The sequence below is a fragment of the Cupriavidus pauculus genome, from assembly GCF_003854935.1.
Taxonomy (GTDB): domain Bacteria; phylum Pseudomonadota; class Gammaproteobacteria; order Burkholderiales; family Burkholderiaceae; genus Cupriavidus; species Cupriavidus pauculus_C.
The window spans coordinates 1,453,778-1,478,207 of the sequence record NZ_CP033970.1; the positions used below are offsets into that span (position 1 = coordinate 1,453,778).

At 70.1% G+C, this 24,430-nt stretch carries 25 protein-coding genes; 12 read left to right on the top strand and 13 right to left on the bottom strand.

All coding sequences use genetic code 11. The features are described 5' to 3' along the window. Positions 1-141: 141 nt before the first annotated feature. The gene (locus tag EHF44_RS24610; protein ID WP_124686291.1) at positions 142-1,026 is read right to left on the bottom strand and encodes a LysR family transcriptional regulator; all 885 of its coding nucleotides are present in this window, start codon (positions 1,024-1,026) and stop codon (positions 142-144) included. Positions 1,027-1,124: 98 nt separating this feature from the next. On the opposite strand from EHF44_RS24610, the gene EHF44_RS24615 reads away from it, so the two are divergent. Further along, positions 1,125-1,874, top strand: a complete 750-nt coding sequence (locus EHF44_RS24615) for an SDR family NAD(P)-dependent oxidoreductase (protein ID WP_124686292.1) — start codon at positions 1,125-1,127, stop codon at positions 1,872-1,874. Positions 1,875-2,036: 162 nt separating this feature from the next. Next, the gene (locus EHF44_RS24620; RefSeq protein WP_124686293.1) at positions 2,037-3,053 is read left to right on the top strand and encodes a hypothetical protein; all 1,017 of its coding nucleotides are present in this window, start codon (positions 2,037-2,039) and stop codon (positions 3,051-3,053) included. On the opposite strand, the gene EHF44_RS24625 is transcribed toward EHF44_RS24620, so the two are convergent. Together EHF44_RS24625 and EHF44_RS24630 are read right to left on the bottom strand one after the other, a co-directional pair. Continuing rightward, entirely contained in the window at positions 3,013-3,987 is a 975-nt protein-coding gene (locus tag EHF44_RS24625; protein WP_124686294.1) for a glycoside hydrolase family protein, read from the bottom strand. The genes EHF44_RS24620 and EHF44_RS24625 overlap by 41 nt on opposite strands. A 79-nt stretch (positions 3,988-4,066) precedes the next feature. Continuing rightward, positions 4,067-6,193 carry a di-heme oxidoreductase family protein gene (locus EHF44_RS24630; protein ID WP_124686295.1) on the bottom strand — a complete coding sequence of 709 codons (2,127 nt, stop codon included), beginning with the start codon at positions 6,191-6,193 and terminating at the stop codon, positions 4,067-4,069. 608 nt (positions 6,194-6,801) lie between these two features. On the opposite strand from EHF44_RS24630, the gene EHF44_RS24635 reads away from it, so the two are divergent. Beyond that, a complete protein-coding gene (locus EHF44_RS24635) occupies positions 6,802-7,074 on the top strand; it encodes a hypothetical protein (RefSeq protein ID WP_124686296.1) in 273 nt (90 codons plus the stop codon). 113 nt (positions 7,075-7,187) lie between these two features. Here EHF44_RS24635 and EHF44_RS24640 read toward each other — a convergent pair whose 3' ends face one another. Beyond that, complete coding sequence (locus tag EHF44_RS24640; protein ID WP_124686297.1) at positions 7,188-8,663, bottom strand: sensor histidine kinase; 1,476 nt, start codon at positions 8,661-8,663, stop codon at positions 7,188-7,190. 241 nt (positions 8,664-8,904) lie between these two features. On the opposite strand from EHF44_RS24640, the gene EHF44_RS24645 reads away from it, so the two are divergent. The 3 genes from EHF44_RS24645 to EHF44_RS24655 all read left to right on the top strand — a co-directional run bounded on the left by EHF44_RS24645 (position 8,905) and on the right by EHF44_RS24655 (position 10,451). Next, positions 8,905-9,378 (top strand): Dps family protein, encoded by a 474-nt coding sequence (locus EHF44_RS24645; protein ID WP_124686298.1) that lies wholly within the window; start codon positions 8,905-8,907, stop codon positions 9,376-9,378. Positions 9,379-9,573: 195 nt separating this feature from the next. After that, positions 9,574-10,014, top strand: a complete 441-nt coding sequence (locus tag EHF44_RS24650) for an Hsp20/alpha crystallin family protein (protein ID WP_124686299.1) — start codon at positions 9,574-9,576, stop codon at positions 10,012-10,014. A gap of 32 nt (positions 10,015-10,046) precedes the next feature. Then, entirely contained in the window at positions 10,047-10,451 is a 405-nt protein-coding gene (locus EHF44_RS24655) for an Hsp20/alpha crystallin family protein (RefSeq protein WP_124686300.1), read from the top strand. 20 nt (positions 10,452-10,471) lie between these two features. Here the strand turns inward: EHF44_RS24655 and EHF44_RS24660 are convergent, their stop codons facing one another. The 3 genes from EHF44_RS24660 to EHF44_RS28485 all read right to left on the bottom strand — a co-directional run bounded on the left by EHF44_RS24660 (position 10,472) and on the right by EHF44_RS28485 (position 12,234). Beyond that, positions 10,472-10,927: a DUF3331 domain-containing protein gene (locus EHF44_RS24660; protein WP_124686301.1), complete on the bottom strand. Its 456-nt coding sequence runs from the start codon at positions 10,925-10,927 to the stop codon at positions 10,472-10,474. After that, the gene (locus EHF44_RS24665) at positions 10,920-11,930 is read right to left on the bottom strand and encodes a helix-turn-helix transcriptional regulator (RefSeq protein WP_124686302.1); all 1,011 of its coding nucleotides are present in this window, start codon (positions 11,928-11,930) and stop codon (positions 10,920-10,922) included. Before EHF44_RS24665 ends, EHF44_RS24660 begins: the two co-directional genes overlap by 8 nt. Before the next feature lie 148 nt (positions 11,931-12,078). Then, positions 12,079-12,234, bottom strand: a complete 156-nt coding sequence (locus EHF44_RS28485) for a hypothetical protein (protein ID WP_172966176.1) — start codon at positions 12,232-12,234, stop codon at positions 12,079-12,081. Between the two features lie 890 nt (positions 12,235-13,124). On the opposite strand from EHF44_RS28485, the gene EHF44_RS24670 reads away from it, so the two are divergent. After that, complete coding sequence (locus EHF44_RS24670; RefSeq protein WP_124686303.1) at positions 13,125-13,532, top strand: response regulator transcription factor; 408 nt, start codon at positions 13,125-13,127, stop codon at positions 13,530-13,532. A 4-nt stretch (positions 13,533-13,536) separates the two neighbouring features. Further along, positions 13,537-14,196 carry a response regulator transcription factor gene (locus EHF44_RS24675; RefSeq protein ID WP_124686304.1) on the top strand — a complete coding sequence of 220 codons (660 nt, stop codon included), beginning with the start codon at positions 13,537-13,539 and terminating at the stop codon, positions 14,194-14,196. Between the two features lie 22 nt (positions 14,197-14,218). Here EHF44_RS24675 and EHF44_RS24680 read toward each other — a convergent pair whose 3' ends face one another. After that, positions 14,219-15,151 carry a LysR family transcriptional regulator gene (locus tag EHF44_RS24680; RefSeq protein WP_124686305.1) on the bottom strand — a complete coding sequence of 311 codons (933 nt, stop codon included), beginning with the start codon at positions 15,149-15,151 and terminating at the stop codon, positions 14,219-14,221. Positions 15,152-15,284: 133 nt separating this feature from the next. Here EHF44_RS24680 and EHF44_RS24685 point away from each other — a divergent pair, with 133 nt between their 5' ends. Both EHF44_RS24685 and nfsB read left to right on the top strand, forming a co-directional pair. Beyond that, on the top strand, positions 15,285-16,292 hold the full coding sequence (locus tag EHF44_RS24685) for a zinc-binding alcohol dehydrogenase family protein (protein WP_124686306.1): 1,008 nt from the start codon (positions 15,285-15,287) through the stop codon (positions 16,290-16,292). 69 nt (positions 16,293-16,361) lie between these two features. Beyond that, complete coding sequence (nfsB, locus tag EHF44_RS24690) at positions 16,362-17,015, top strand: oxygen-insensitive NAD(P)H nitroreductase (protein WP_124686307.1); 654 nt, start codon at positions 16,362-16,364, stop codon at positions 17,013-17,015. A gap of 21 nt (positions 17,016-17,036) precedes the next feature. Here the strand turns inward: nfsB and EHF44_RS24695 are convergent, their stop codons facing one another. The 4 genes from EHF44_RS24695 to EHF44_RS24705 all read right to left on the bottom strand — a co-directional run bounded on the left by EHF44_RS24695 (position 17,037) and on the right by EHF44_RS24705 (position 20,983). Further along, positions 17,037-17,765, bottom strand: a complete 729-nt coding sequence (locus EHF44_RS24695) for a hypothetical protein (protein ID WP_124686308.1) — start codon at positions 17,763-17,765, stop codon at positions 17,037-17,039. Between the two features lie 83 nt (positions 17,766-17,848). Beyond that, complete coding sequence (locus EHF44_RS28490; RefSeq protein ID WP_172966177.1) at positions 17,849-17,986, bottom strand: hypothetical protein; 138 nt, start codon at positions 17,984-17,986, stop codon at positions 17,849-17,851. A gap of 91 nt (positions 17,987-18,077) precedes the next feature. Next, positions 18,078-19,166: a copper resistance protein B gene (locus tag EHF44_RS24700; RefSeq protein ID WP_124686309.1), complete on the bottom strand. Its 1,089-nt coding sequence runs from the start codon at positions 19,164-19,166 to the stop codon at positions 18,078-18,080. Further along, positions 19,163-20,983, bottom strand: coding sequence for a copper resistance system multicopper oxidase (locus tag EHF44_RS24705; RefSeq protein ID WP_124686310.1), 1,821 nt, complete (start codon positions 20,981-20,983; stop codon positions 19,163-19,165). Before EHF44_RS24705 ends, EHF44_RS24700 begins: the two co-directional genes overlap by 4 nt. Before the next feature lie 178 nt (positions 20,984-21,161). Between EHF44_RS24705 and EHF44_RS24710 the strand changes: the two genes are divergently transcribed. Both EHF44_RS24710 and EHF44_RS24715 read left to right on the top strand, forming a co-directional pair. After that, complete coding sequence (locus EHF44_RS24710) at positions 21,162-21,851, top strand: heavy metal response regulator transcription factor (RefSeq protein WP_124686311.1); 690 nt, start codon at positions 21,162-21,164, stop codon at positions 21,849-21,851. Then, on the top strand, positions 21,848-23,233 hold the full coding sequence (locus EHF44_RS24715) for a heavy metal sensor histidine kinase (RefSeq protein WP_124686312.1): 1,386 nt from the start codon (positions 21,848-21,850) through the stop codon (positions 23,231-23,233). The genes EHF44_RS24710 and EHF44_RS24715 overlap by 4 nt, the downstream gene beginning before the upstream one ends. Here EHF44_RS24715 and EHF44_RS24720 read toward each other — a convergent pair. After that, entirely contained in the window at positions 23,208-24,389 is a 1,182-nt protein-coding gene (locus tag EHF44_RS24720) for a Fic family protein (protein ID WP_124686313.1), read from the bottom strand. The genes EHF44_RS24715 and EHF44_RS24720 overlap by 26 nt on opposite strands. Positions 24,390-24,430 lie beyond the last annotated feature (41 nt).

Sequence of the window (24,430 nt, forward strand, 5' to 3'; positions counted from 1 at the left end):
ATGGTAATGCAGGGTGGCGTTGTTTGCTGGGGCGGGGGTGAGGGCAGGGGGTTCTATTCGGGGCAAGTCGCAATTTGAAGCTCGACGCCCTCTCCCCCAACCCCTCTCCCGCGGGCGGGAGAGGGGAGCAAAAACGCAGCATTACCTTGTGCCGCCCAGTTCGGCCGCCACGAAATCCACGAAGACCCTGGCGCGCGTGGGCAGGCGGCGGCCGAAGCCGTGCAGCACTTGCAGCGGCACCGCGCGCAGCGGGGCGTCGGGCAGTACCTGGCGCAGGCGCCCGGCGGCGAGGTCGTCCTGCACGATGGTGCGCAGCAGTTGCGCGATCCCAAGCCCGTTGACGGCGGCCACGCGCATGGCCTCGCCGCTGTCGGTGTCGAACGTGCCGTCCACGGGTAGCCGCAGCCCGTCGGCGAACGTGATCGGCAGCGGCTGGCCGGCCAGCCGGTAGCGCACGTGGCGGTGGCGGGACAGGTCGGCCACCGTGCGCGGCTCGCCGTGGCTGGCCAGGTAGGCCGGAGACGCCACCAGCATCAGCGGCAGGTCTGCCAGCGGGCGCGCGTACAGGCCGCTGTCGCCGGGGTGCCCGGCACGCAGGGCCAGGTCGAAGCCTTCGCGGATCAGGTCGACGTGCTGGTCGGTCACGCTGACATCGAGCGACAGGCGCGGATGGCGCGGCAGCAGCGTCGCCGTGATGGGCCCCAGCAGCGTCCGCCCCAGATCGCTCGGCATGCTCACGCGCAGCCGGCCCACGGCCGCCGTCGGGCGGGCCAGCACCTCGGTGGCTTCTTCCAGCCCGCGCACCAGCGGCGCCACGCGGCCGTAGTAGGCGTTGCCTTCGTCGGTCAGCACGAACGCGCGCGTGGAGCGGTGGAACAGCCTGGTGCCCAGCCGCGCCTCCAGCCGCGAGATGCTCTTCGACACGGCCGAAGGCGTGGTACCGAGCAGCCGGGCGGCAGCGGTGAACGATCCGGCTTCCACGGCGCGGACAAAGGCAGACAGGCCGTGCAGGCGTTCCATCGACATGGATGACAAATTGGCACAAGTGATCGGTGCATTGTAGGGCTGCCCGGGCCCGGCGCGCTGCCGTAGAGTCGGCGCCGTACCCAACACGGAGCAGCATCATGAGCAAGCTGGCAGGAAAGGTCGCCGTCGTCACGGGCGGCAACAGTGGCATCGGACTGGCGATGGCGCGGCGTTTTGTCGACGAGGGCGCACAGGTGGTCATCGTCGGGCGCCGCGCCGACGCGGTGGCAGCGGCGGTGGACGGGCTGGGCCCGCAGGCCGTTGGCTTGACCGGCGACATCGCCGACCTGGCCACGCACGACCGCGTGGCGGCGCTGGTAGCGGAGAAGTTCGGCGGCGCCGACATCTACGTGGCCAACGCCGGCATGAACCAGATCACGGCATCGAACCAGGTGAGCGTGGACGAGTACGACGCGCATTTCGCCACCAACACGCGGGCGGCGTTCTTCGGCGTGCAGAAGATTGCGCCGGTGCTGCGCGATGGCGGGGCGATCCTGCTGGTCAGCTCGATCGCCACCGCCAAGGTGCTGGACGGCCACGCGGTCTACGCCGGCAGCAAGGCCGCGATCGAGGCGTTTGCGCAGAGCTGGGCGCTGGAGTTCAAGGCGCGCGGCATCCGCGTCAACGTCATCAGCCCCGGCCCGGTCGATACGCCGATCCTTGGCAAGCTGGGCGTGGCGGCGGCCGACCGCCCCGCCTTCGAGGCCGCCGTGGCGGGCGCCATTCCGCTCGGCCGCCTGGGCCGCGCCGAGGAGATCGCGGCGGCGGCGCTGCTGCTGGCCGGCAGCGAGGGCAGCTTCATCACCGGCGTGAACCTGCGCGTCGACGGCGGCATTGCGCTGACCTGACGCGGGGTGACGTGCGGTGACTTGGTGTGATGTGGCATGACGTGCGGCGCTGGCACGATTCAACCCGCGTGACCACCCTCCATTTGGCTGTTCAATCATCTGGAGGGTAGGCGCGGCACGCCGGCGCCTTCTATCCTCAAGCTTCTTCGAACGGAGGGCAGCATGAGGATCATCACGGGGCTCTTCGGGCTCCTCGCCGGCTGCACGCTCGTGGCCGGCTGCAGCACGTCGGCACCCAAAGCGCCGACCGTGCCCGCCTTTCAGGCCGACGCGCGCAGCGGCAAGCCCAAGCGCGCCATGCAGGGCTGGATTGCCGCCAACCGGGCGTGGGGGGCGGACAAGGAGCTTGCCGCGATCCTGGCGCAGCCGGAGCAGCGCGGCGCGCGCGACGTGCTGGCCTCTGCGCAATGCTCGGAGCCCGCGCCCCGCACGGCTGCGGCGCGCGCGGCGGCGGCGGCCAATGCATCGTCCCCGGCATTCCTGGTGAGCGGCACGCGGCTGGTCACCGATCTCTATACCAATCCCGACGACAGCCGGCCCGAACAGCGCAAGCGCGACGCGATCGACGCCAGCGGGGTGGACGTGGGCTTCTCCGCTGCAGGCTTCCGGGGCGTGCGATGCGTGGTGCTGGCACGCTACGCCGAGGGCGACGCACCAGCGCAGCCGGGCCTGCTGGCCGTGCTGGCGATCGAACAGAAACTGCAGGACGGCAAGTTCACCGACTACTTCCGCTTCCGCCCGCTGCACGTGCGCGCGGCCAACGCCACGGCCAAGACGGCGGCCGGCGGCGGCGGGCAAGCGGCGCAGGTAACGCTGGCGTTCGCGCTGGTGGCGCGGCAACTGGTCGTCGACAACCAGGGCGCGGCGCGGTTTGCCGAACTTGGCTCGGCGGCAACGACCGTCGCGCGCGTGCGGCTGGACGGCGAAGCCACGACATGCGCGCCGGGCCAGTGCAGCGGTATGTCGCCGCCGGTGCCCGTGCCGGTGGCCAAGGGCACGGTGGTCGTCGCGCTGGGCGTGAGCGAGGCGGGCAATGTCGGCGACGTGGGTGCCGATATCGACCAGGCCCGGCTGGAGCAGGAAGCCATCCAGGCGGCACGCGGCACGCCGGGGGCCGCGCCGGCGACGCCGCCACCCCTCAAAACGGCAGGCTCAGGTAGTAACGCCCCAGCTCGGTGAGTTCGCCGTCGGCGCCCAGCAGGCTCGTGAAATGCGGGTCGGGGCGCCAGCGGCCCGTGAACCACGCATAGCGGAACACGTCGGGCCGCTGCTCGCAGGTGGCCACCATCTCGCGCATCTGCGCCTTCTGCTTGTCCAGCGTGTCGATCTGCGCGCCGTCGGCATTGGCGTGCCAGTTGGCAAACTCGGTCACCCAGAACGGCTTGCCGTACTTCGCCAGCCGGTCGAGCTGGCCGCCCAGCCCGTAGTCGTACCAGTGGAAGGCCAGGTAGTCGATGCGTGGGTCGCGGTTGCCGTTGGCGGCGCGGTAGGCCGTGTAGAACGCATCGAGCCAGACCACGGGATCGCTGTAGCCGGGCATCGTGCCCCAGGTGATGGCCGGGCCCACGAGCTTGACGCCGGTGCGCGCGGCGATGGCCTCGAACTGCGGCCACGCGGCGGCGGCCACGGCTGGCGTCAGGTTGGCCTGGTCGGTCAGGTTCGGCTCGTTCACCAGCAGCAGGTACTTGACCTCGGGATGCGCCAGCAGCCACGCCTGCACCGCGGTGGCGTCGAATGCGTAGTCGTTCCACAGCATCGGGATGAAGTCCATGCCGTAGGCTGCGCGCGTGTCCGTGGGCGCGGCCGGGTTCGGCCGGGGCGACCAGTTGTACCACCACGATACGCCCGGGGCCAGCGCGGCAAAGTCGGCCTGGCTGCCAAGGTCATAGGCAATGCCGCGCTTGGCGCTCTTGGTCACGCCGGGCGTGGCCGAGGGCGGCGGGGCGGGGCTGGCCGGCGGCGTGGTGGGCACCAGCGTGCCGCCATTGTTGCTGTTGCCGCCGCCAGAGTTGCCGGCCGACGTGCCGCCATCGCCGCCGCCACCGCAGGCGGCCAGCGCAAAGGCAAGGAGCAGCGGCGCGAGGAAGCGGCTGCGGAAGGGGTGGAGGTGCATGGTGGATGCGGTTGATTGACGGGTTGCGTGGCGCCCCTCGCCCGCACGCGGGAGAGGGGCGCGCACAGCGCGGTGGCGATCAGAGCGACTGCAGGAACGCGCTGATGGCGTCGCGGTCGGCCTTGGGCAGGGCCTCGTAGCGGGTGCGGCTGTCGGTGGCCTCGCCGCCGTGCCAGAGCACGGCTTCGGTGATGGTGCGCGCGCGGCCGTCGTGCAGCAGGCGGACGTTGGCGTCGGCACCCTGGACGAAGCGCAGCGAGCCCAGCCCCCACAGCGGGGCCGTGCGCCACTGGCTGGGGTAGGCGCGGCCTTCGGCCAGCGTGTCGGCCAGGCCCGGACCCATGTCGTGCAGCAGCAGGTCGCTGTACGGATGGATGGTCTGCTCGCGCAGCTCGGCAAACGGGTGCGTGTTGCCGGTCTTCATGGTCGGCGTGTGGCAGGCCACGCAACGCACCTGGGCAAACAGGTCGCTGCCGCGCGCAATCTGGGCCGGGTTCACGTCATGCTCGGGCGATACGCGCACGCCGTCCGGAAAGCCGCTGCGCAGCTTGCGCTGGGCCGGCACCGCGATCAGCGACAGGTAGTGCGTCATCCGCTCCAGCTCGAACTCGCTGACCGACGTCGGCGTGGTCACGCTGTGGCAGTTGGCGGCACCGCGCTGGCAGCCCGCGTCCGGGAACATCGGCGACGTCACGCCCAGGTCCTTGATCAGCGCATCGGCCACCTGCTGGCGGATGCTGCCCTTCGACGCCTTCCAGCCAAAGCGGCCCACGTGCGTCTTGCCGGTCTGCGGATCGACCACGAGGTTGGCCACGCCCTTGATGCCGTCGCCGTTCGCGTCGTTCGGATCGGCCTGCGCCAGGATGGTGGTCTCGGGCACCGCCTCCAGCAGGCCCATGCCGATCACCTGCGCCGCCTGCCGCGCCGAGTAGCGCGCCGGCGCGGGGCCCTTGAACGCGAACACGGGCTTGACCAGCTCGACCTTCTCGCCATCGGGCAGCGTGCGCACCGTGGTGTCGAACGACGCCACGCTGACGTCGAAGGCCGGCGCCTTGGCGTCCTGCGCGTGCTGCTGGATGTTGTGGCCGTAGGTGGGGTCGGCGCCGGTGCCGTCGGCGTTGGCCGTCAGGAACGACATCGTGTCCAGCTTCGCGCCCAGCGCCAGCGGCTTGCTGCGGCCGTTGTTGGTGTGGCACTCGATGCAGCGCGGCTGGTTGTAGCGCGCGCCGAGCTGGCCGATGTGGGCGGTGAACACGGGGTTGTCGCGGTCGTGCTCGGAGTGCGTGCCGTCGGCGAACGACGTGTGGAACAGCCGCCGGCCCTCCACGAAGCGCTGGGTGTTGGCGATGCCGATGTTGTTGGCCATCTGCTGGAAGACGCGCATCGGCTCTTCCGAGTAGTTGTACGAGAGGCTGGCCTGGCCGCCCAGCAGTGCGTCGTCGGGCAGCGGCTCCGAGTCCAGGTTCGGCGCGATGCCGTACCAGGGCCGCATGCCCACGCCCACGACGTAGAGCTGCTCGAACGAGTAGTAGCGGCTGCCGCCGCCGTCCACCACCGGGTCGCGCTTGAGGCGCGGCGCGGGCGCCAGTTCCACCTTGTCGCCGATCTTGAGCGGGCTGTGCGGGTCGGTGCGCCAGTTCGAGTCGAACGTCATCATGCAGTCTTCGCGCGGCTGGTTCTCGCGGCAGATCGGCAGGCCGCCTTCCTTGGGGTTGTTGAACCCGTAGTTCAGGGACCAGCCGTAGTCGCGCACCGTGGGGTCCAGCACGTTGCGGAACAGGCTGAACGTGGTGCCGTCGAAGATGCCCTGGTTCACGCGCAGGTAGACCTCGATCAGCTGCTTGCCGGCCGGCACGTGGTCGCGGATCTCCAGCCCGAACGTGCGGTTCTGGAAGTAGAACGTCGGGAAGGTCAGGTAGCGGCCCGGGCCGGCGTCGGGGGCGTCCCACGCCTCGCCGCGCTCGCGCGCGTGGCGCTCGGTCGGGCGCGAGCCCATCAGCGTGACCAGCGTGCCGTCGGCCTCGCGGTACTGGATCTGCTCCATGACCGGCGTGTCGGCGCCGTAGAGCGGTTCGTAGAGCGACGGCGTGACGGTCGGGGGCGGCGGCGCGCTGGCGCTGTCGCCACCGCCGCCGCCACACGCGGCAACCGCCAGGACTGCGGCCAGCAGCAACGCCGGGCCGCGATAGTGCGCGACTTGTTTCATCGTTATTGACCCTTCTTTTTATGGGAACCTCGGGGCTCCGCTCTTGCGATGTCTTTGCCTCCCGGCCGGCTGCCCGCACGCTGGCGGTGCCGGAAAAAAGGCGCATTCCCTGAAAGCCGCGGCGATTATCGGGAGGGGGTCAAATAGATGTCAATTGTCATTATGTGGCGCCCGGGGTGACAAAATTTGCGCCCTGCGGTGACGAGGATCGTCACTGCCTTGTGCCATGCGGGCTGCAGCGCCGTCCGTGTCAGGTACATGACAGCCGGCGGTCGAAATCGGCCGGGGCGGGGCAGCGGTGACGCGCGAAATTTTTTGTACAGGGCCGTAGCGATGGCCGCAACCGTTGCGCGGATGCCGCAGGCACGCATGCACCAAAACGGGCCCACGTCACGCATGGTGGCCGGAATCGCGGGATTTGCGTCCGCCGGCGCGCGGGACAAACCAAAGGATGAGACGCCGCTACGAATCGACTAGCGGCAGGCCCCCGAGGCACGAATGCGCTGCGCGGGCGCGGGGCCTACGATGCAAAGCACGGGCCGGCAATGCGGCCCCGGCGGCCGGCCACGATGGTCCGGCCCTCCAGGCAAGTCCAACAGGAGCAGATCATGATCCGCAGACACATGGTTCCCGTCATCGTGGCAGCCGCGCTGGGCGTCGCCGGCGCGTTCGGCGCCGGCACCGCGAGCGCGGCCAGCGCGAACGACGGCGGCCGGCATCCGGCCAAGCCGTCGCATCCGTCGTACAACATCGACCAGCCGCGCGACCCGTTCACGCAGGGCGCGCGCTTCGAGGTAACGCCCGCCACGCAGGGCCGGCTGATTCTGACCGGCCGCGACCTGACCGGCGTATCCGCGCCTCCGGGCGGCGCGCCGGCATGATCGCGGCATCGTTCGACGGCATCCAGGCCACGCTGGCGTGGCTTGGCGTATGCGCCACCAGCGTCGGCATGGCGCTGGTCACGGCGTTGTGGGGCGGCGTGTGAGCGCGCGGTTCAGGCGGCTTGCGCGCCGGCCTGTTCGGCCTGCGCCGCATGCTGCGGCAGGCGGACGATCATCCGGGCCCCGCCTTCCGGCGGCGACTCCGCGGCAATGCTGCCACCATGCGATTCCACGATATTCCGGCAGATCGACAGCCCCATGCCCATGCCGTCCGGCTTGGTGGTGTAGAACGCGTTGAACAGGCGGTCCATGTCCTTCGGCGCGATGCCCGGGCCGGTATCGCTGACCACCACGACCACCGATTGGTCGGGCAGGACGCGGCTGGCCAGCGTCAGCCGGCGCCGGCCGGACATCTGCGCCATGGCCTGCGCGGCGTTGACCATCAGGTTGACCAGCACCTGCTGCAACTGCGTCCAGTCGCCGTGAATCTGCGTGGTGCCGGCGTCCAGGTCCAGCACGGCCGACACCTGGTGGTCCTGCAGCTCGCGGCGCACCAGTTCCAGCGAATCGGTCACGAGCTTGTCGACCGCAATCTCCACGTACTTGGGTTCCGATTTCTGCGCCATGGCACGGATCTGGCGGATGATGTCGTTCGCGCGGCTGGCGTCGCGGATCACCTGCTCGATGGATTCCGTGGCCTCGCCGATGTCGGGCGTCTCGCGCCGCAGCCAGCGCAGCGCCGAGCTGCCGCAGGTGACGATGGCCGCCATCGGCTGCGTCACCTCGTGCGCGATGGACGCCGCGAGCTGGCCCAGCGTGGTCACGCGCGACACGTGCGCCAGTTCGGTCAGCGTGCGGTGCAGCGTCTGCTGCATCTCGGTGGCCTCGGTGGTGTCCATCAGCGCGCCCACGTACTCGTGCTGGTCGCCGGCCGATGCGCTGCGGCGCGCCACCACGTGCACGTGGCGGATGGCGCCGTCCGGCATCTGCAGCCGGTAGCGCAGGTCGACGCTGTCGGTGCCGCCCAGCATGGCGGCGTGCATGCGCTGCACCTCGGCCAGGTCGTCGGGGTGCACGCGCGTCAGCATCATGCCGAAGTGGGGCGGCTCGCCGCGCGGATAGCCCAGGATGCGGAACGCCTCGTCGGACCACGTCATGGCGTTGCCCGGCAGGCGCAGCGCGATACTGCCGGTGCGGCTCAGGCGCTGCGCCTCGGCCAGAAAGGCTTCGCTGCGGGCCAGCGCGGCCTCGGTGCGGCGGCGGCGCTCCATGTCGGCCAGGTTGCGCAGCGCCAGCAGCGTGGTGGTGCCGATGGCCAGCAGCGCGAAGATGAAGCGGGCCACCTGCCCGTGATCGGGCTCGGCCGGGTTGGGCGATGCCACGTAGGCCACCACGGTCAACACCATGGCGGAGGCGGCCGTCACGCGGGTGGCGCCGATCGAGCCGGTCAGCGCCACCAGCAGGATCACCAGCACGTAGACCACGGCAATGGCGAAGTCCAGCGGCGTGAAGGCGTCGATCACGAACACGCACAAGGCCAGGACGCCCGCGGCGCCCATCAACAGCCGGTTCGATGCTGGGTTGTACATGCCCTTCCGCCTCTCTTTGTTGTTCTGGTTGCCATGCGCCCGGCCGGCGGCATGGATCGACGATGATACTAGCCCTGCATGACTGGTCGAGGAATCATATGAAGGTATAGGAGAACGTATGGATCATGGGGCCGCCGGGCCGGCGCGGGCGTATCTGAAACCGGTCGGCCCGCCGCGGAAACCGCCGCGCGCGGCCCGGGGCATAGTCGGCGTGTCGCCCTATCGTTCCCAAGGAGCCGTGATGACCCCATCCCCCATCGACGACGCCGGCCTGGCCGTCACCGAGATTGCCGACCACCTGAACCGCCTGCTGGCCGACGTCTTTGCGCTGTACCTGAAGACCAAGAACTTCCACTGGCATATGTCCGGCCCGCACTTCCGCGACTACCACCTGATGCTTGACGAGCAGGCGTCGCAGATCTTCGCCATCACCGACGACGTGGCCGAGCGCGTGCGCAAGCTGGGTGGCACCACGCTGCGCTCGATTGGCGCCATCGCCCGCCTGCAGCGCGTGCGCGACAACGACGCCGAGGACGTGTCGCCCAAGGCCATGCTGCGCGAGCTGCACGCCGACAACCTGCAACTCGTGGAAGCCATGCTGGACGCCCACGCGATCTGCGACGACCACGCCGATGTGGCCACCGCCAGCCTGCTGGAAAACTGGATCGACGAGGCGCAGCGCCGCGCCTGGTTCCTGGCGGAATCGGTCCGGTAGCGCGGCACCGGGACGGGCGCCTGCCCGTCCGATGTCGGGGCGCCCGCGCGGGTCTTCAAGGGCCGCGCGCACCCCGTCTTTCTCCCTCTTGAAAACCGGCGCGGCGCCAATAGTTTGGGGTCGATCCGGCAAGGCCGGAGGCTGGCATGTGAACGGATTTTCACATGCCCTCCAATGCTGACTGGGAGAACAGACATGAACGACTTCCTCTTCGGGAACGCCCTTTTTTCGGAGATCGACCGCGTCCAGCGGCAGATGGCCGGCCTGATGGGCGGCTTCCCCTCCAGCCTCCGGGCCTCGCGCCAGGGGGCCTTTCCGCAGCTCAACATCGGCGCCACCGACGACTCGGTGGAAATCGTCGCCTTTGCGCCGGGCATGCAGGCATCCGACTTCAACGTGTCCATCGACAAGGGCCTGCTGACGGTCAGCGGCGAGCGCAAGCCGGTGCAGGACGCCGCCGCCGAGGGCACGCGCACCTACGCGCAGGAGCGTTTTGCCGGCAGCTTCCGGCGGGTGATCGAGCTGCCGCAGAACGCCGACCCCGAGAAGGTCACGGCGCGATACACCAACGGCTGCCTGGTCGTGTCGGTGGCCAAGCGCGAGGCGTCGAAGCCGCGCGCGATCCAGGTCCAGTAACCATGTGGCGCAGTCAACGTCAGGAGAACATCATGAGCAACGCGAACCAGCTGACCCAGGCCAATCCGCAACAGCCGGCGCCGTCGCAGGAGGCCGCCGCGCGGCGCGCCACGGTGACGCCGCCCGTCGACATCTACGAGGACGCGCTGGGCGTGACCGTCTGGGCCGACCTGCCCGGCGTGGCGCTGGAGAACCTGGAAGTCAAGGTGCATGACGGCACGCTGTCGATCGAGGGCGAGGCATCGGTGCCGGTGCCGCCGAACCTGCGCGTCCAGTACCTGGAGCTGCAGCAGCCGCGCTTTTCCCGCGCGTTCGCGGTGAGCCCGGACTTCGACACGTCGCGGATCTCGGCCAACCTGCACGACGGCGTGCTGAAGGTGTTCGTGCCGCGCCGCGAGGAGGCCCGTCCGCGCCGCATCGAGGTCAGCGCGGGCTGATCCCCCGCGCACGGGCCGCCTCAGCGCGCGTTCGAGCGGTAGTGGAACGCGTGGCGCGGGGCCGGCTCGGCGGCCGGCAGCTCGGGCGCCGAGGCGTCGTCCATGGCCGAGGCCAGGATCATCGCGTCGGCATTGAGCGCGGGCGGCCGGCTGCGCTGCGGCCGGAACACAAGGTCGTTGCGATCGATCGGGGCGCCGCTCAGCGCGCACTGGCCGGGGTCGCGCGCGGTGCCGATGGTCCACACCTGGGCGCCGTAGCGGCAGTGCGTGGCATCGCGCCAGCTCACCACGGCCATGGCCGTGCTGAGGCGCTCGATGATCGTCACGATCGGGGCGTGCGCGCGCGGCGCGTAAGGCTGCGCATGCCCGCTGGGGGTGGGGTGCTGCGGGCCGAGCAGCGCGATGGTGCGCAGCCAGGTGTCGCAGGCGCTGTCGCGGACGTCTTCGGCCCGCGCGGATTGCAGCAGTTCAGCCATGGGAGCTCCCGGGAATCGAGGTGACCTTGACGCGCCAGCAGTGCGGCGTGTCGCCGACAAAGCGCTTGAAGACGGTGGTGAAGTGGGCCTGCGAGCGAAAGCCGCAGCGCATGGCCACTTCCAGCACGCTGCCGTCGCCGCTGCGCAGCAGGTCCTGCGCGTGCTCGATGCGGCGCCGGACCAGGTATTCGTGCGGGCGCATGCCCGTCGTGCGGCGGAACTGCGCCGCAAAGTACATGCGCGTCAGGCCCGTGCTGCGCGCGATGTCGGCCAGCCCGATCGGCGCGGCCAGGTTGTCGTCGATGAACGCGATGGCCCGGCGCAGGCGCCATTGCGGCAGCATGGTGACGGCCCGCGTGTTCGATTCGATCCGCTGGAAGTGGTTGGCAACCACGCGCGCCACGATGGCCAGCGCGACGCTGTCGGCAAAGATCCGGCCCAGGCCGGGGTCCTGCGAATGCGCCACGGCCAGCGCCTGGCCCAGCCGTTCGAGCGCCGGATCGGCGTGGAAGAACGGGTCGTCGAGCCGCAGGTCGCCTTCGTACGGGTGGCCGAACTGGTCGGCGTAGCAGGCCGCCAGCACCGGCTGCGGCACGAACAGGTGCAGCACGTCGGCGGCCGACGCGTAGACCGCGGCCGTGGGCGTGCCGGGCGCCGCCACGTGCACCGCTCCGGCACCGAGCCGGCCGTCGAACACCGGCATGCCGCCGCACAGGAATCGTACCGAGCTGGAGCGCAGGTTGATCGAGATGCAGTGACGGGTGTCATCGCCCGGGTGCGACACCATGTCGGGCGGCTCGCCCTCGCACGTCCAGCGCGATACGACGATGGTGTCCGGCCGCTGGCCGGCGGCCTCGGCATCCGGGGCCTCGCGCCAGCGCGTCTCGCGGCGCACGAACGCGGGCGCCTGCGCGGCGGCCACGCGGCACTGCAGCCGCTGCGCGGGGCGCGAGGCGTCGGCGCGGGCGGGCGCCTCCAGAACGTTGGTCGATACCTCTTTCATGGCGATGCTCCCGGATACGGAAATCGGTGGGCGGGCGTTCATCCGGCGTACTGGATGAAGGCGGTGGCGATCAGAATCAGGTTCAGCACGGCGAGGACGATCCAGCCGTACATCAGCAGCAGGCTTTCCTGGTCGTTCATGGCGGGCCTCATGCAGGAGAATGGGTGCGCCCGGCCGGCGCCGTGGCGTGGACGGGGGCGATGGCCTGCGCCCACATGCGATACACCGTCGCGCCGGCCACGCCTACCGTGGCGAAGGCAAGGACGACGGCAAGGGCCGGTATCCAGCGTTGATGGCGGTTCATGTCGGTGGCTCCCAGGGAAGCAGTCGGTGCGTTGAACGAATCCTAGGAGCCGGGCACGGATGCCCACAATCGCCGCGTAGGAGGTACGCAATCAAACGAAGGTATAGGTCTGGCCACCCGGGTGCACCGGGATGGGGCGGGGGAGAGGGCCGGCGGTTGCGATTCGGACAGGTCGGGTCTTGAGACGCCTTGCCCTCACCCCCGACCCCTCTCCCGCAGGCGGGAGAGGGGAGAAAGCCACGGGCATGGGGGATCAGCCGGGGGCATGGAACTCGCCACCGGGCCTGGAACGATCGCGATGGTTTGGCTCCCCTCTCCCGCGTCGCGGGAGAGGGGCTGGGGGTGAGGGCCGGCGGTTGCGATTCGGACAGGTCGGGTCTTGAGACGCCTTGCCCTCTCCCCCGACCCCTCTCCCGCAGGCGGGAGAGGGGAGAAAACCACGGGCATGGAGAATCAGCCGGGGGCATGGAACTCGCCACCGGGCCTGGAACGATCGCGATGGTTTGGCTCCCCTCTCCCGCGACGCGGGAGAGGGGCTGGGGGTGAGGGCCGGCGGTTGTGATCCGAACAGGTCGGGTCTTGAGACGCCTTGCCCTCACCCCCGACCCCTCTCCCGCAGGCGGGAGAGGGGAGAAAACCACGGGCATGGAGAATCAGCCGCGGGCATGGAACTCGCCACCGGGCCTGGAACGATCGCGATGGTTTGGCTCCCCTCTCCCGCGACGCGGGAGCGCGGAGAAAAACAAGCCGAGCCACAGCTCGGCGGCGCCCCGAAAGCCGCCGCCGCGGCCCCGCCGCAACGCCGCCCGTCCGCCTATACGAAGGCATAGTGTTGGCGGCAGGGGTAGCTCGTTACCATGGCGCCATGAGATTGTTGTGAGGTACCGGCCTTGGCCAAGAAACAGGTAGTCGCCATCATTGACGACGATGAATCGATCCGCGCGGCGACTTCCCGGCTGGTGCGCTCGCTGGGATGGGACGCGCACACCTACGATTCGGCGCAGGCCTTTCTGGACACCGGCGGCGCGTCGCTGGTGCAGTGCATCCTTTCTGATGTGCAGATGCCCCGCACCAGCGGGCTGGAGCTGCTGCGTATCCTGAATGCCCAGGGCAGCCGGGTTCCGGTAGTATTCATCACCGCGTTTTGCACGGAAGCGATCCGCCGGGAGGCCCTGCGTGCCGGCGCGCAGGCATGCCTGAGCAAGCCTGTCGACGAGGCGGCTGTCCAGCGGTTCCTGGACGACGTGGCGTCCGGGCGGCTTCCCGCCGTTCCCCCCGGCTGCCACGGAATAAAGTGAATCCATGAACAAACCGATTGCGTCGGGCGACGCGCCATCGATGGTCTACGTGGTCGACGACGACGAGTCGATGCGCCGCGCGGTGTCGATGCTGCTGCGCTCGGTCGGCTACCAGGTGGAGACCTTCGCGTCGGCCACGGACTTCCTGGCCGCGCCGCGCCCGGATGTGCCGAGCTGCCTGATCCTGGACGTGCGGCTCAAGGGCCAGAGCGGGCTGGCCGTGCAGGAGCAGTTCGCGGCCAGCAAGATGCCAATCCCGATCATCTTCATGACCGCGCACGGCGACATCGCCATGTCGGTCAAGGCCATGAAGGCCGGGGCGATGGACTTCCTGGCCAAGCCGTTCCGCGACCAGGACATGCTCGACGCCGTGGAAAGCGCGCTGGCGCGCGACGCGGCGCGGCGGCAGTCCGACGCCACCGAGGCCGGCCTGCGCCAGTGCTACGACGAGCTGACGCCGCGCGAGAAGGAAGTCATGGCCTACGTGGTGCGCGGCCTGCTGAACAAGCAGATTGCCGCCGAACTGGCGCTTAGCGAGATCACGGTGAAGATTCACCGCGCCCAGGCCATGAAGAAGATGGGCGCCAAGTCGCTGGCCGACTTTGTGCTGAAGGCCGAGGCGCTGGGCATCATCGATGCCGCGCGCAGCGGCGCCGGCGCCTAGCCGCCATCCACCGCCCGGGCCGTCAGTGCCCGGCGAACCGCGTGTGGTCCAGCATCCGGGCGCTGATGGGCAGCAGGTGCGCGCGCAGCGCCGCGTGCAGGTAGCGCACCGCCGGCGAGAACTGCTTGCGGTGCGGGCAGACCAGGTTCAGCGGCACCGGCTCGCCGGGCTGGTCGGGCAGCAGCAGTTCCAGCCGGCCCTGCGCCACGTCGTCGCTGACGTCGATCCATGACTTGTAGGCGATGCCCCGCCCGTCCAGCGCCCAGCGCCGGGCAATCTCCGCGTCGTCGCACAGCAGCGTGCCCTTGACCGTGATCTGGCGCCGCATGCCGGCGGTGGGAAAGATCCAGCGGTCGTAGACGCGCCCGCCCAGCACGTACGGCAGGCAGCGGTGCATCAGCAGGTCGTCGAGCATGGCCGGGCGGCCGTGCCGCGCCAGGTAGTCGGGCGAGGCCACGAGCACGCGGCGGTTGTTCTCGGCCAGCGGCAGCGCCACGTAGCTGGCGCCCTCGTTCACGCCGTAGCGGATGGCGATGTCCACCGGATCGCGGAACACATCGGTCACCTGGTCGGACAGCGACAGCCGCAGCACCAGCTTCGGATGCGACGCCTGGAAGTCGGTCAGCACCGGCAGCAGCACGTTGCGGCCCAGGTCGGACGGCGCCGAGATCTTCAGCGTGCCCTGCAGCGCCGTGGGCTCGCCATGCATCCGCTCCCGCCCCTCCTTGAGCATCGACAGCACCTCGTCCGCATAGGGCAGGTACTGCTCGCCCTCGGCGGTCAGCCGCAGGCTGCGCGTGGACCGCGCGAACAGGCGGATATCGAGCTCCCGTTCCAGCCGCTGGATGGCCGCGCTGACCTGGCCGGGCAGCAGGTCGGCCTCGCGGGCGGCGTTCGAGAAACTGCCCAGCGCGGCCGTGCGGACAAAAAGATGGAGGTCGTCGAGTCTGATCATTTTCACTCTGGCAGTGAAAGTCCTGCCGGATTCTCCCAGTTTTTCGGACGCGGCGCAGTGGCGATCATGCAACCCGTACCCCGCCGCCGTGCATCGGCCTGGGCGGGCGGAAAACACTATCGGAGTTGCGGAAATGAAAGCCGTTGTCTATAGCCAGCACGGATTGCCGATTGCAGACCCCGCGTCGCTCTACGACGCCGACGTCGCCCGGCCCACGCCGGGCTCGCGCGACCTGCTCGTGAAGATCGAGGCGATCGCGGTCAACCCCGTCGACACCAAGGTGCGCGCCGGCTCTCCGGCCGACCAGCCGCGCATCCTGGGCTGGGACGCGGTGGGCACGGTCGAGGCCGTGGGCGCCGGCGTGACGCTGTTCCGCCCGGGCGACGCGGTCTACTACGCCGGCTCGATTGCCCGGCCGGGCGCCTATGCCGAATACGGGCTCGTCGACGAGCGCATCGCGGGCCGCAAGCCGGCGTCGCTGTCGGCCGCCGATGCCGCCGCGCTGCCGCTGACGTCGCTGACCGCCTGGGAGCTGCTGTTCGACCGGCTGGGCGTGGCCGAAGGCGGCGGCGCGGGCCAGTCGCTGCTGATCATCGGCGCGGCGGGTGGCGTGGGATCGATCCTGACGCAACTGGCGCGGCAGCTGACCGGCCTGCGCGTGATCGGCACCGCTTCGCGCCCGGAGACCGACGCGTGGATCCGCGACCAGGGCGCGCACGACGTCATCGACCATGCCCGCCCGCTGCTGGAAGGGCTGCGCGGCATCGGCGCCCCGCAGGTGGACTACGTGGCCAGCCTGACCCATACCGACGAGCACTACGCGCAGATCGTGGAGGCGCTGGCGCCGCAGGGGCGCCTGGGCGTCATCGACGACCCCGACACGCTGGATGTGGTGCCGCTCAAGCGCAAGGCCGCGTCGCTGCACTGGGAGCTGATGTTCACGCGCTCGCTGTTCGAGACGCCGGACATGGTGCGCCAGCACGAGATCCTGAACCGCGTGGGCGAACTGGTGGATGCCGGCGTGCTGCGCACCACCAGGGGCGAGCATTTCGGTACCATCCGCGCCGACAACCTGCGGCGCGCCCACGCGCTGATCGAGAGCGGCCGGTCGCGCGGCAAGATCGTGCTGGAAGGATTCTGAGCGCGCGGCGCGCCCCGGCCGGGCCCGCCGCCGTGCCACCCATTTTCACTGTCATTCGAGGAGAGAAGCATGCAAGTCAAGGACGCCATCCTGTCCCGCCATACCGTCAAGGCGTACGAAGCCGGCCAGACGCTGCCGCAAGAGCAGGTCGACACGCTGCTGACGTGGCTGCACAACAGCCCGTCGTCGGTCAATTCGCAGCCCTGGCACTTTGTCGTGGCGTCGACGCCGGAAGGCCGCGACACCATCGCCCAGGCCGCCACGGGCACGTTTGCCTACAACCATCCGAAGATCGTCGATGCGTCGCACGTGATCGCGCTGTGCATGCGGACCGATCTGGACGAGGCGCACCTGCGCGCCGTGCTGGCGCAGGAAGAGGCCGACGGCCGCTTTCGCGCCGAGGGTGCGCGCGAAGGCCAGGACAAGTCGCGCCGGTCGTACGTCGACCTGCACCGCTACGTGCAGCGCGACATGCCGCAATGGATGGAAAAGCAGGTCTACCTGGCGCTGGGCGGGCTGCTGCTGGGCGCCGCCATGCTCGGGATCGACGCCACGCCGATGGAAGGCTTTGACGGCGCGGCGCTGGACCAGGCGCTGAAGCTGCGCGAGCGGGGCCTGACCGGCGTGGTGCTGGTGGCGCTGGGCCGCCGCAGCGAGAAGGACTTCAACGCCGGCCTGCCGAAGTCGCGGCTGCCGCGCGAAACGGTGTTCACGCACATCTGACCGCGCCATCCGGCCAGTGCGTCAGGCGGCCGGGCCGGCGGGCTGCCACTGGCCGGTTGCCGGGCAGACATCGACCGGCCGGCCGTCGCGGCGCAGTCCTGGCGCGTCGCCGGCCGGCCCGGTGGGTGCCGCATCGAACGTGACGCCCAGCGCCTGCGCGACGCGGGCGTCCTCGATCGGCAATTCCCAGGTCAGGAACACCTGCGTGGTGTCCTGGCCGTCCGGAAAGTCGGCGGCGTCGAAGCCGGCGCCGCCGCGCCGGATCACGCCGTGCGGCTGGCAGGGATCGAACAGCAGCACGGTGCCGCGACGCAGCGCGATGCGCTGGTCCAGCGCGACGAAATGCACGTCCTGGCCCTTGTCGTCGGCAAGGAACAGGTTGCAGAACGCGGCGCCGCCATACTGGCCGCCGTCATGGTGATACCGCGCGCCGCGGCACACCATCAGGGCCACCTCGCAGTCGTCCAGCACATCGGGCAGGCCCAGCGCGCGGGTCCAGTCCGCCACGGCCTGCACGCACTGCCGATAGTCGGGCCAGCGCAGCCGCGCGCGGGCCAGCGGCAGCACCTCCACTTCGCCGGGCTCCAGCACCATGTTCGTGGCGATCTCGCGCGCCCAGTCGGCCAGCAAGCGGGGCGGCGGCGCGGGAACGTCGACCACGCCAGCGATCACGCGCCCGCCGACACGCCGGCTGCGCAGCGCATCGTCTTGCCAGTACCACGAAACGAGGGAAGGGGAGTTGGCCTGCATGCCCGGCAGTGTAGCGCGGGCGGTGGCGCAGGCCGGGCCGGTAATCGTTACACGGCCCTGCAATCCTGAGCCGGCCGCGCGGGCTACCAGAACGTGGCCGCGTAGCCGACCACGATCAGCGCGATGGCGATCAGAAAGATGGGATGGGTCCACGTATAGCGGCGGTTGCCGCGCAGTCGCTGCATCTTCTGGTCTCGGTCCTGCACGTCGTTCTGCTGCATGAGTCCTCCTGGAAGAGTGGGCCCCGAGGGGCCGTTGCGGCAAGGACGTGCAGGATGTGTGCCAAGCGGCGCCTGGCTGCCGCTGGCCGGCTCAGAACCACATGCGGACACCCGCGACGAAGCGCGTCTCGCCGCTGCGGCCGCCGGCGGCGCGCAGCATGTCGGCCGTGTTGCCGAATGCCTGGTAGCGCTCCACGCCGACATACGGCGCGAACTGGCGGCTGAACTCGTAGCGCAGGCGCAGGCCGACCGTGCCGTTGGACAGCCCGCTGCCGGTGCCGGTGGCCGGATCGTTCTTGCCGTAGAGGTTGGCTTCCACGCGCGGCTGCAGGATGAGCCGCTGGGTGATGAGCAGCTCGTACTCGCCCGCCAGCCGCAGCGCGGTGCGGCCCTCGGTGCCGACGTAGCCGGTGGCTTCCACCTCGAACCAGTAGGGCGCCAGGCCCTGCACGCCGAAGGCCAGCCAGTTGCGCGCCGGGCGGCCGTAGCCGGCGTCGTTGCGCAGGCCGAGCTGGGTATCCCAGTAGCTGGCCACCGCATGGCCCCAGAGCAGTTCGGTGCGCGCCTCGGCAAAGCGGCCGTGCTCGACGTGGCCCTCGGCCTTGACCACGAACTTGTCGAAGCTGTTGCCGATCCACGCCTGCGCCTCGTAGGCGGCGGCGTTGCTGCCGTTGCCGTGCGTCCATTCGAGCCGGTCCACCAGCACCGACGCGAACAGATGCTCGTCCGCCATGTGCAGCGAGCGGTGCGACCCCAGCGCGTACTGGCCAACGCCCAGGCGGTAGCCGCCCGAATAGGCGTCCGGGTCGCGCGCGTCGGGCGGGGCGCTGCCGCCCTGCATGCGCATGGCGCCGTGGTCCATGGACGGGGCTGGCGATGGCGCGGGCGGTGGCGTATCGGGGCTGGGCGCGCTGGCCGGTGCCATGTCGGCCATGCCTTCCATCTGGCTGTGGTCCATGCCGGGCATCGCCGCCGGGGCCGGCTGGGGCGTGGTGGACGCTGCCGGCGTGGCGGCCGGGGCGTGCTGCGCATGGTCGCCGTGGCTACCGTGGCTGCTGTGGCCGCCGCGCGCGCCATGGTCGTGCTGGGCCCACGCGGCGGACGTCGCAGCGCAGGCGACCAGCGCGGCGGCGATCCGAACGTAGCGAAAGGTTCGAAGGGTGCGAAGGTCGACGCTCATGCCACCACCACCTCGCGGAACATGCCCGCATCCATGTGGAGCATCAGGTGGCAATGCCAGGCCCAGCGGCCCAGCGCGTCGGCGGTCACCAGGAAGCTGATGCGCTGGGCCGGCTGCACGCCAATCGTGTGGCGGCGCGCCATGAAGCGGCCGTCGGGGGCTTCCAGCTCGCTCCACATGCCGTGCAGGTGCATCGGGTGGGTCATCATCGTGTCGTTGTGCAGGATCACGCGCAGCCGCTCGCCGTGGCGGAAATGGACCGGCGTGGACTTGCCGAACTCCACGCCGTCGAACGACCAGGAATACCGCTCCATGTTGCCGGTCAGGTGCAGCTCGACTTCGCGGCCCGGGCCGCGCGGGTCCAGCGGGCCGCCAATCGTGTGCTGGTCCGCCAGCGTCAGCGCGCGCCGGCCGGTGTGGCGCAGGCCGACGCCGGGATCGTCGAGGTTGGTCCGCGCCATGTCGACGCGCATATCGGTGCTGGCGCCGTATTCGGTGCGCGCGTGGCGGGCAACCGTGCTGGGTACCTTTAGCGACGCGGGGGCGGCGGCGTCGTGGGCGGCATGGGCGCCGTGATCGGCATGCGCGCCGTGGCCCGCATGGTCCATCCCGTGCATCGCCATGCCGCCCGCGCCAGCCGCACCGCCCATGCTGCCCATCATGTCGGTCATGCCGAGCCATTCGACGGGGTCCAGGGCCGGCACTGGCGCGGCCAGCCCCGGCCGCACGGCCAGCGTGCCGCGCGCAAAGCCGCTGCGGTCCATCGACTGTGAGAAGATCGTGTAGGCGTCGTCGCGCGGTTCCACCAGCACGTCGCAGGTCTCGCCGGGGCCGAAGCGGAATTCGTCGACGGTGACCGGGTCGATGTTCTGCCCGTCCACCTGGAACACCCTGAGCTTCAGGCCCGGGATGCGCACGTCGTAGAACGTGTTGCCGGCGCCGTTGATGAAGCGTAGCCGCACCTTGTCGCCCGGCGTGAACAGGCCGGTCCAGTTGCCGGCCGGCGTCGTGCCGTTGGTCAGGTAGGTCAGCGTGGCGCCGGACAGGTCCGCCAGGTCGGTCGGGCTCATCCGCATCTGGTTCCACATCTGGCGCCTGGCCAGCGCGCTGCGCAGGCCGTCGGCGGAGACGTCGCGGAAGAAGTCCACCACCGTCGGCTGGTTGTAGTTGTAGTAGTCGCTCTGGGTCTTGAGCTTCGAGAGGATCCGCATCGGGTCCTCGTCGGTCCAGTCGGACAGCAGCACCGTGTAGTCGCGGTCGGCCGCCGGGCCGTCGGTGCCCGTGGCGGGATCGATGACCAGCCCGCCGTACACGCCCGTCATCTCCTGGAAGCCCGAGTGCGAGTGATACCAGTAGCTGCCGGCCTGCTGCACCTTGAAGCGGTAGGTGAAGGTCTGGCCGGGCGGGATGCCGGCAAAGCTGATGCCGGGCACGCCGTCCATCTCGAACGGCAGGATGATGCCGTGCCAGTGGATCGACGTCGGCTCGCGCAGCCGGTTGGTCACGCGCACGGTGACCGTGTCGCCCTGGCGCCAGCGCAGCGTGGGGCCCGGCAGCATGCCGTTGACCGTGGTGGCCAGGCGCGGCGTGCCGGTGTAGTTGACCAGCGTCTCGCCGATCTCCAGGTCGAACTCGGTGCCGCGCAGCACCGGCGCGCTGCCCAGCGCGGCGGTCGCGGGCTGGCCCGGCGCCCCGGCCCGGGCGGGCAGCACCAGCCCCGCCATGCCGGCCAGGACTCCGCCCGCGGCCAGGCCCTGGACAAAGCGGCGGCGCGGCAGGTTGGGCAGGACCAGGCGCGGCGATCCATCACGTCGCATCAGGATGTTCCTCGTGTTTGGCTCGAAAACGTGCCGCCTCGGTGGCGGGCAGGGGCAAGCGTAATGGCGGCGGACTCACCGGCAACTGACTCGAACATTACATTCCGGTAAGGTTGCTGTCATGTTGGGCGGCGTCTCGGTAGACTGCCGCCGATAGCCAATCTCAGGAAGGTCGACGATGAAGTTGCTGGTCGTGGAAGACGAGCCGAAGACCGGGGAATACCTGCGCCAGGGGCTGACGGAGGCCGGTTTCGTGGTCGACCTTGTCGGCAACGGCGTGGATGGCCGGCATCTGGCGCTCAGCGAGGCTTACGACCTTGTGATCCTGGACGTGATGCTGCCAGACCTGGACGGCTGGCGCGTGATGCAGTCGATCCGCGCGGCCGAGAAGTCGGTGCCCGTGCTGTTCCTGACCGCCCGCGACGCCGTGGCGGACCGGGTCAAGGGGCTGGAACTGGGCGCCGACGACTATCTGGTCAAGCCGTTTGCGTTCTCGGAGCTGCTGGCGCGCGTGCGCACGCTGCTGCGCCGGGGCAACGCGCAACTGGCAATGGAACGCATCCAGATTGGCGATCTCGTGCTGGACCTGCCCCGGCGCCGTGCCACGCGGGCGGGCCGCCGCATCGTGCTGACCAGCAAGGAGTTCGCGCTGCTGGAACTGTTCGCGCGCCGGCGCGGCGAGGTGCTGCCGCGGTCGCTGATCGCGTCGCAGGTCTGGGACATGAATTTCGACAGCGACAGCAACGTGATCGACGTGGCCATCCGCCGGCTGCGCGCCAAGATCGACGACGACTTCGACGTGAAGCTGCTGCAGACCGTGCGCGGCATGGGCTACGTGCTGGAGGCGCCCGAAGCGGGGCCGGCATGACGCGGCGGCTGTCGCTGACGGTGCGGCTGACCGTCCTGTTCTCGCTGTCGTCGGCCGTCGTGCTGCTGGGGCTGGGCGTGCTGATCTGGCTGGCGATGGATCGGCATTTCGCCACCGAGGACTACGTGAACCTGCGCGGCAACCTGCGGCTGATCGAGAAGGTGGCACGCGAGACGCCTGCGGGCCAGTTGCCCGCCCGGCTGGGCGAGATGGTCGGCCATCATCCCGGCTTCGTGGCCCAGGTGCGGGCGGCGGACGGGACCGTGCTGTACGACAGCGGCGGTTTCGATTTCGCCCGCGCGGCGGCTGCGGCGGGCGTGGCGGCGCCAGACGCGGCCGGCGAGCAACGGTTTGCCTGGCGCGACGGCGAGCGGGCCTATCGGGGCCTGCGCACGCGGCTGGCGCTGCCCGCATCGACGGCCGGCCCGCTGACGGTGGTGGCCGCGCTGGACACCGAGATCCACGGCCACTTCATGCATGCCTTCGGGCGGTCGCTGGGGCTCTACATCGCCCTGGCCGTGTTTGCGAGCGGGCTGCTGGGCTGGTGGGCCGCGCGGCGCGGGCTGCAGCCGCTGCGCATGATGGCGTCGCGGGCCCGGGGCGTGACCGCCAACCGGCTGGACGCACGGATGCCCGTGGAGGCCGTGCCCGTCGAAATGGGCGACCTGGCCGCCACGCTGAACGCGATGCTGGACCGCCTGCAGGCGGCGTTCCAGCGGCTGTCGGAGTTCTCGTCGGACCTCGCCCACGAACTGCGCACGCCGATCACGAACCTGCTGACCCAGACCCAGGTCGTGCTGTCCCGGCCGCGCGACGACCACAAGTACCGCGAGGTGCTGGCATCGAACGCCGAGGAACTGCAGCGGCTGGGCCGGATGGTCTCCGAGATGCTGGACCTGGCCAAGATGGAGCACGGCATCACGCTGCCGAGCGAGGAGATGATCCAGGTCGACGACGAGGTGCGTGCGCTGTTCGATTTCTACGACGCACTGGCCGAGGACCAGGGCGTGACGCTGCGGGTGGCCGGCACCGGCGCCATCGTCGGCGACTGCCTGATGCTGCGCCGGGCGCTCAGCAACGTGCTGTCGAACGCCATCCGGCACACGCCGGCAGGCGGCCAGGTGCGCGTGGAGATCGGCGAGCCCGCCGGCCGCACCGAAATCGCGGTGGAGAACGACGGCGACCCCATCGACCCCGCCGCGCTGCCGCTGCTGTTCGACCGTTTCTACCGCGAAGACAAGTCCCGCGCCCGCGCCGGGTCGGAACGCACCGGCCTGGGCCTGGCCATCACCAAGGCCATCATGGACGCGCACGGCGGCACCATCGCCGCCACCTCGGCCGCCGGCCGGACACGATTCACACTGGTGTTTCCGGGGCGCTGAAGGGCTGGAGGTAGGTCGTGGGCGGGGTTTGTTGCGGCGGAACGTCGGCCAGTTCGTAGCTCGTGCTGCGCCCGCCCGCCGGCGCCTTGCGCAGGGCACCCCGCGCCAGAAGATCGTTGATGTCGCGCAGCGCCGTATCGGCGGAGCACTTGGCGATGGCGGCCCACTTGCTGCTCGTCAGCTTGCCTTCGAAGCCGTCCAGCAGGCGATTCAGCACCTTGACCTGCCGGGCATTGAGCGACGCCATGCCCCAGTGGTGCCAGAAACGCGCCTTGGCCAGTACCTTGTCCAGCGTCCCGTGCGCCTGGTCCACCGCCTCGTGCAGCGTGAAAAGGAACCATTGCAGCCACCGGGTGACGTTCATCGAGTCTTTCTGCGTGCGTTCCAGGATGTCGTAGTAGGCGTACCGTTCCCGCTGGATCTGGGCCGAGAAGCTGTAGAAGCGCTGCGAACTGCCATCGGCGCGCGCCAGCATCAGATCCCCGACCGCGCGGGCGATCCGGCCGTTGCCATCGTCGAACGGATGCAGGGTCACCAGCCAAAGATGCGCCAGTGCGGCGCGGATCAGCGGCGGCTCGGCGGCCGGGCCGTTGATCCATGTGAGGAAGCGCGCCGTTTCGGCTTCCAGGCGCTCGGCGGGCGGTGCCTCGAAATGCACGCGCTGTCGGCCGATGGGGCCGGAAACCACCTGCATGGGGCCGGCCGAATCGTCCCGCCAAGCGGCAACGCGGATCCGCGACAAGCCCGAATAGCCCGTGGGAAACAGCGCGGCATGCCAGTTCAGCAAGCGCGCCTTGGTGACGGGGGCGTCGCTGTTGGCCGTGGCGTCCAGCACCATTTCGACCACGCCTTCGACATGGCGGTCAACAGGCGCCAGGGCGCCGATATCTACCCCGAGCCGGCGCGCGATCGACGAACGCACGGACTGCGCGTTCAGGCTCTCGCCCTCGATTTCGCTCGTCTTGACCACGTCGTCGGTCAGCGCGATGAGGCACGCCTGATCGCGCAAGCCCATGCCAAGGTCGGCCAGTCGACCGGCGAGCAGGCCCTGGGCACGACTGACGGCGGCCATGGGCTCCGCCAGGGCCGCGAGGTCATACCGCCAGACCGGCCAGTCCGGGTCTTCCCAGATGTACTTGTATTCGACGCGATTCATGCGGTGATTATCGGCGCTATTCGCCGCAGCCACAAGTTATT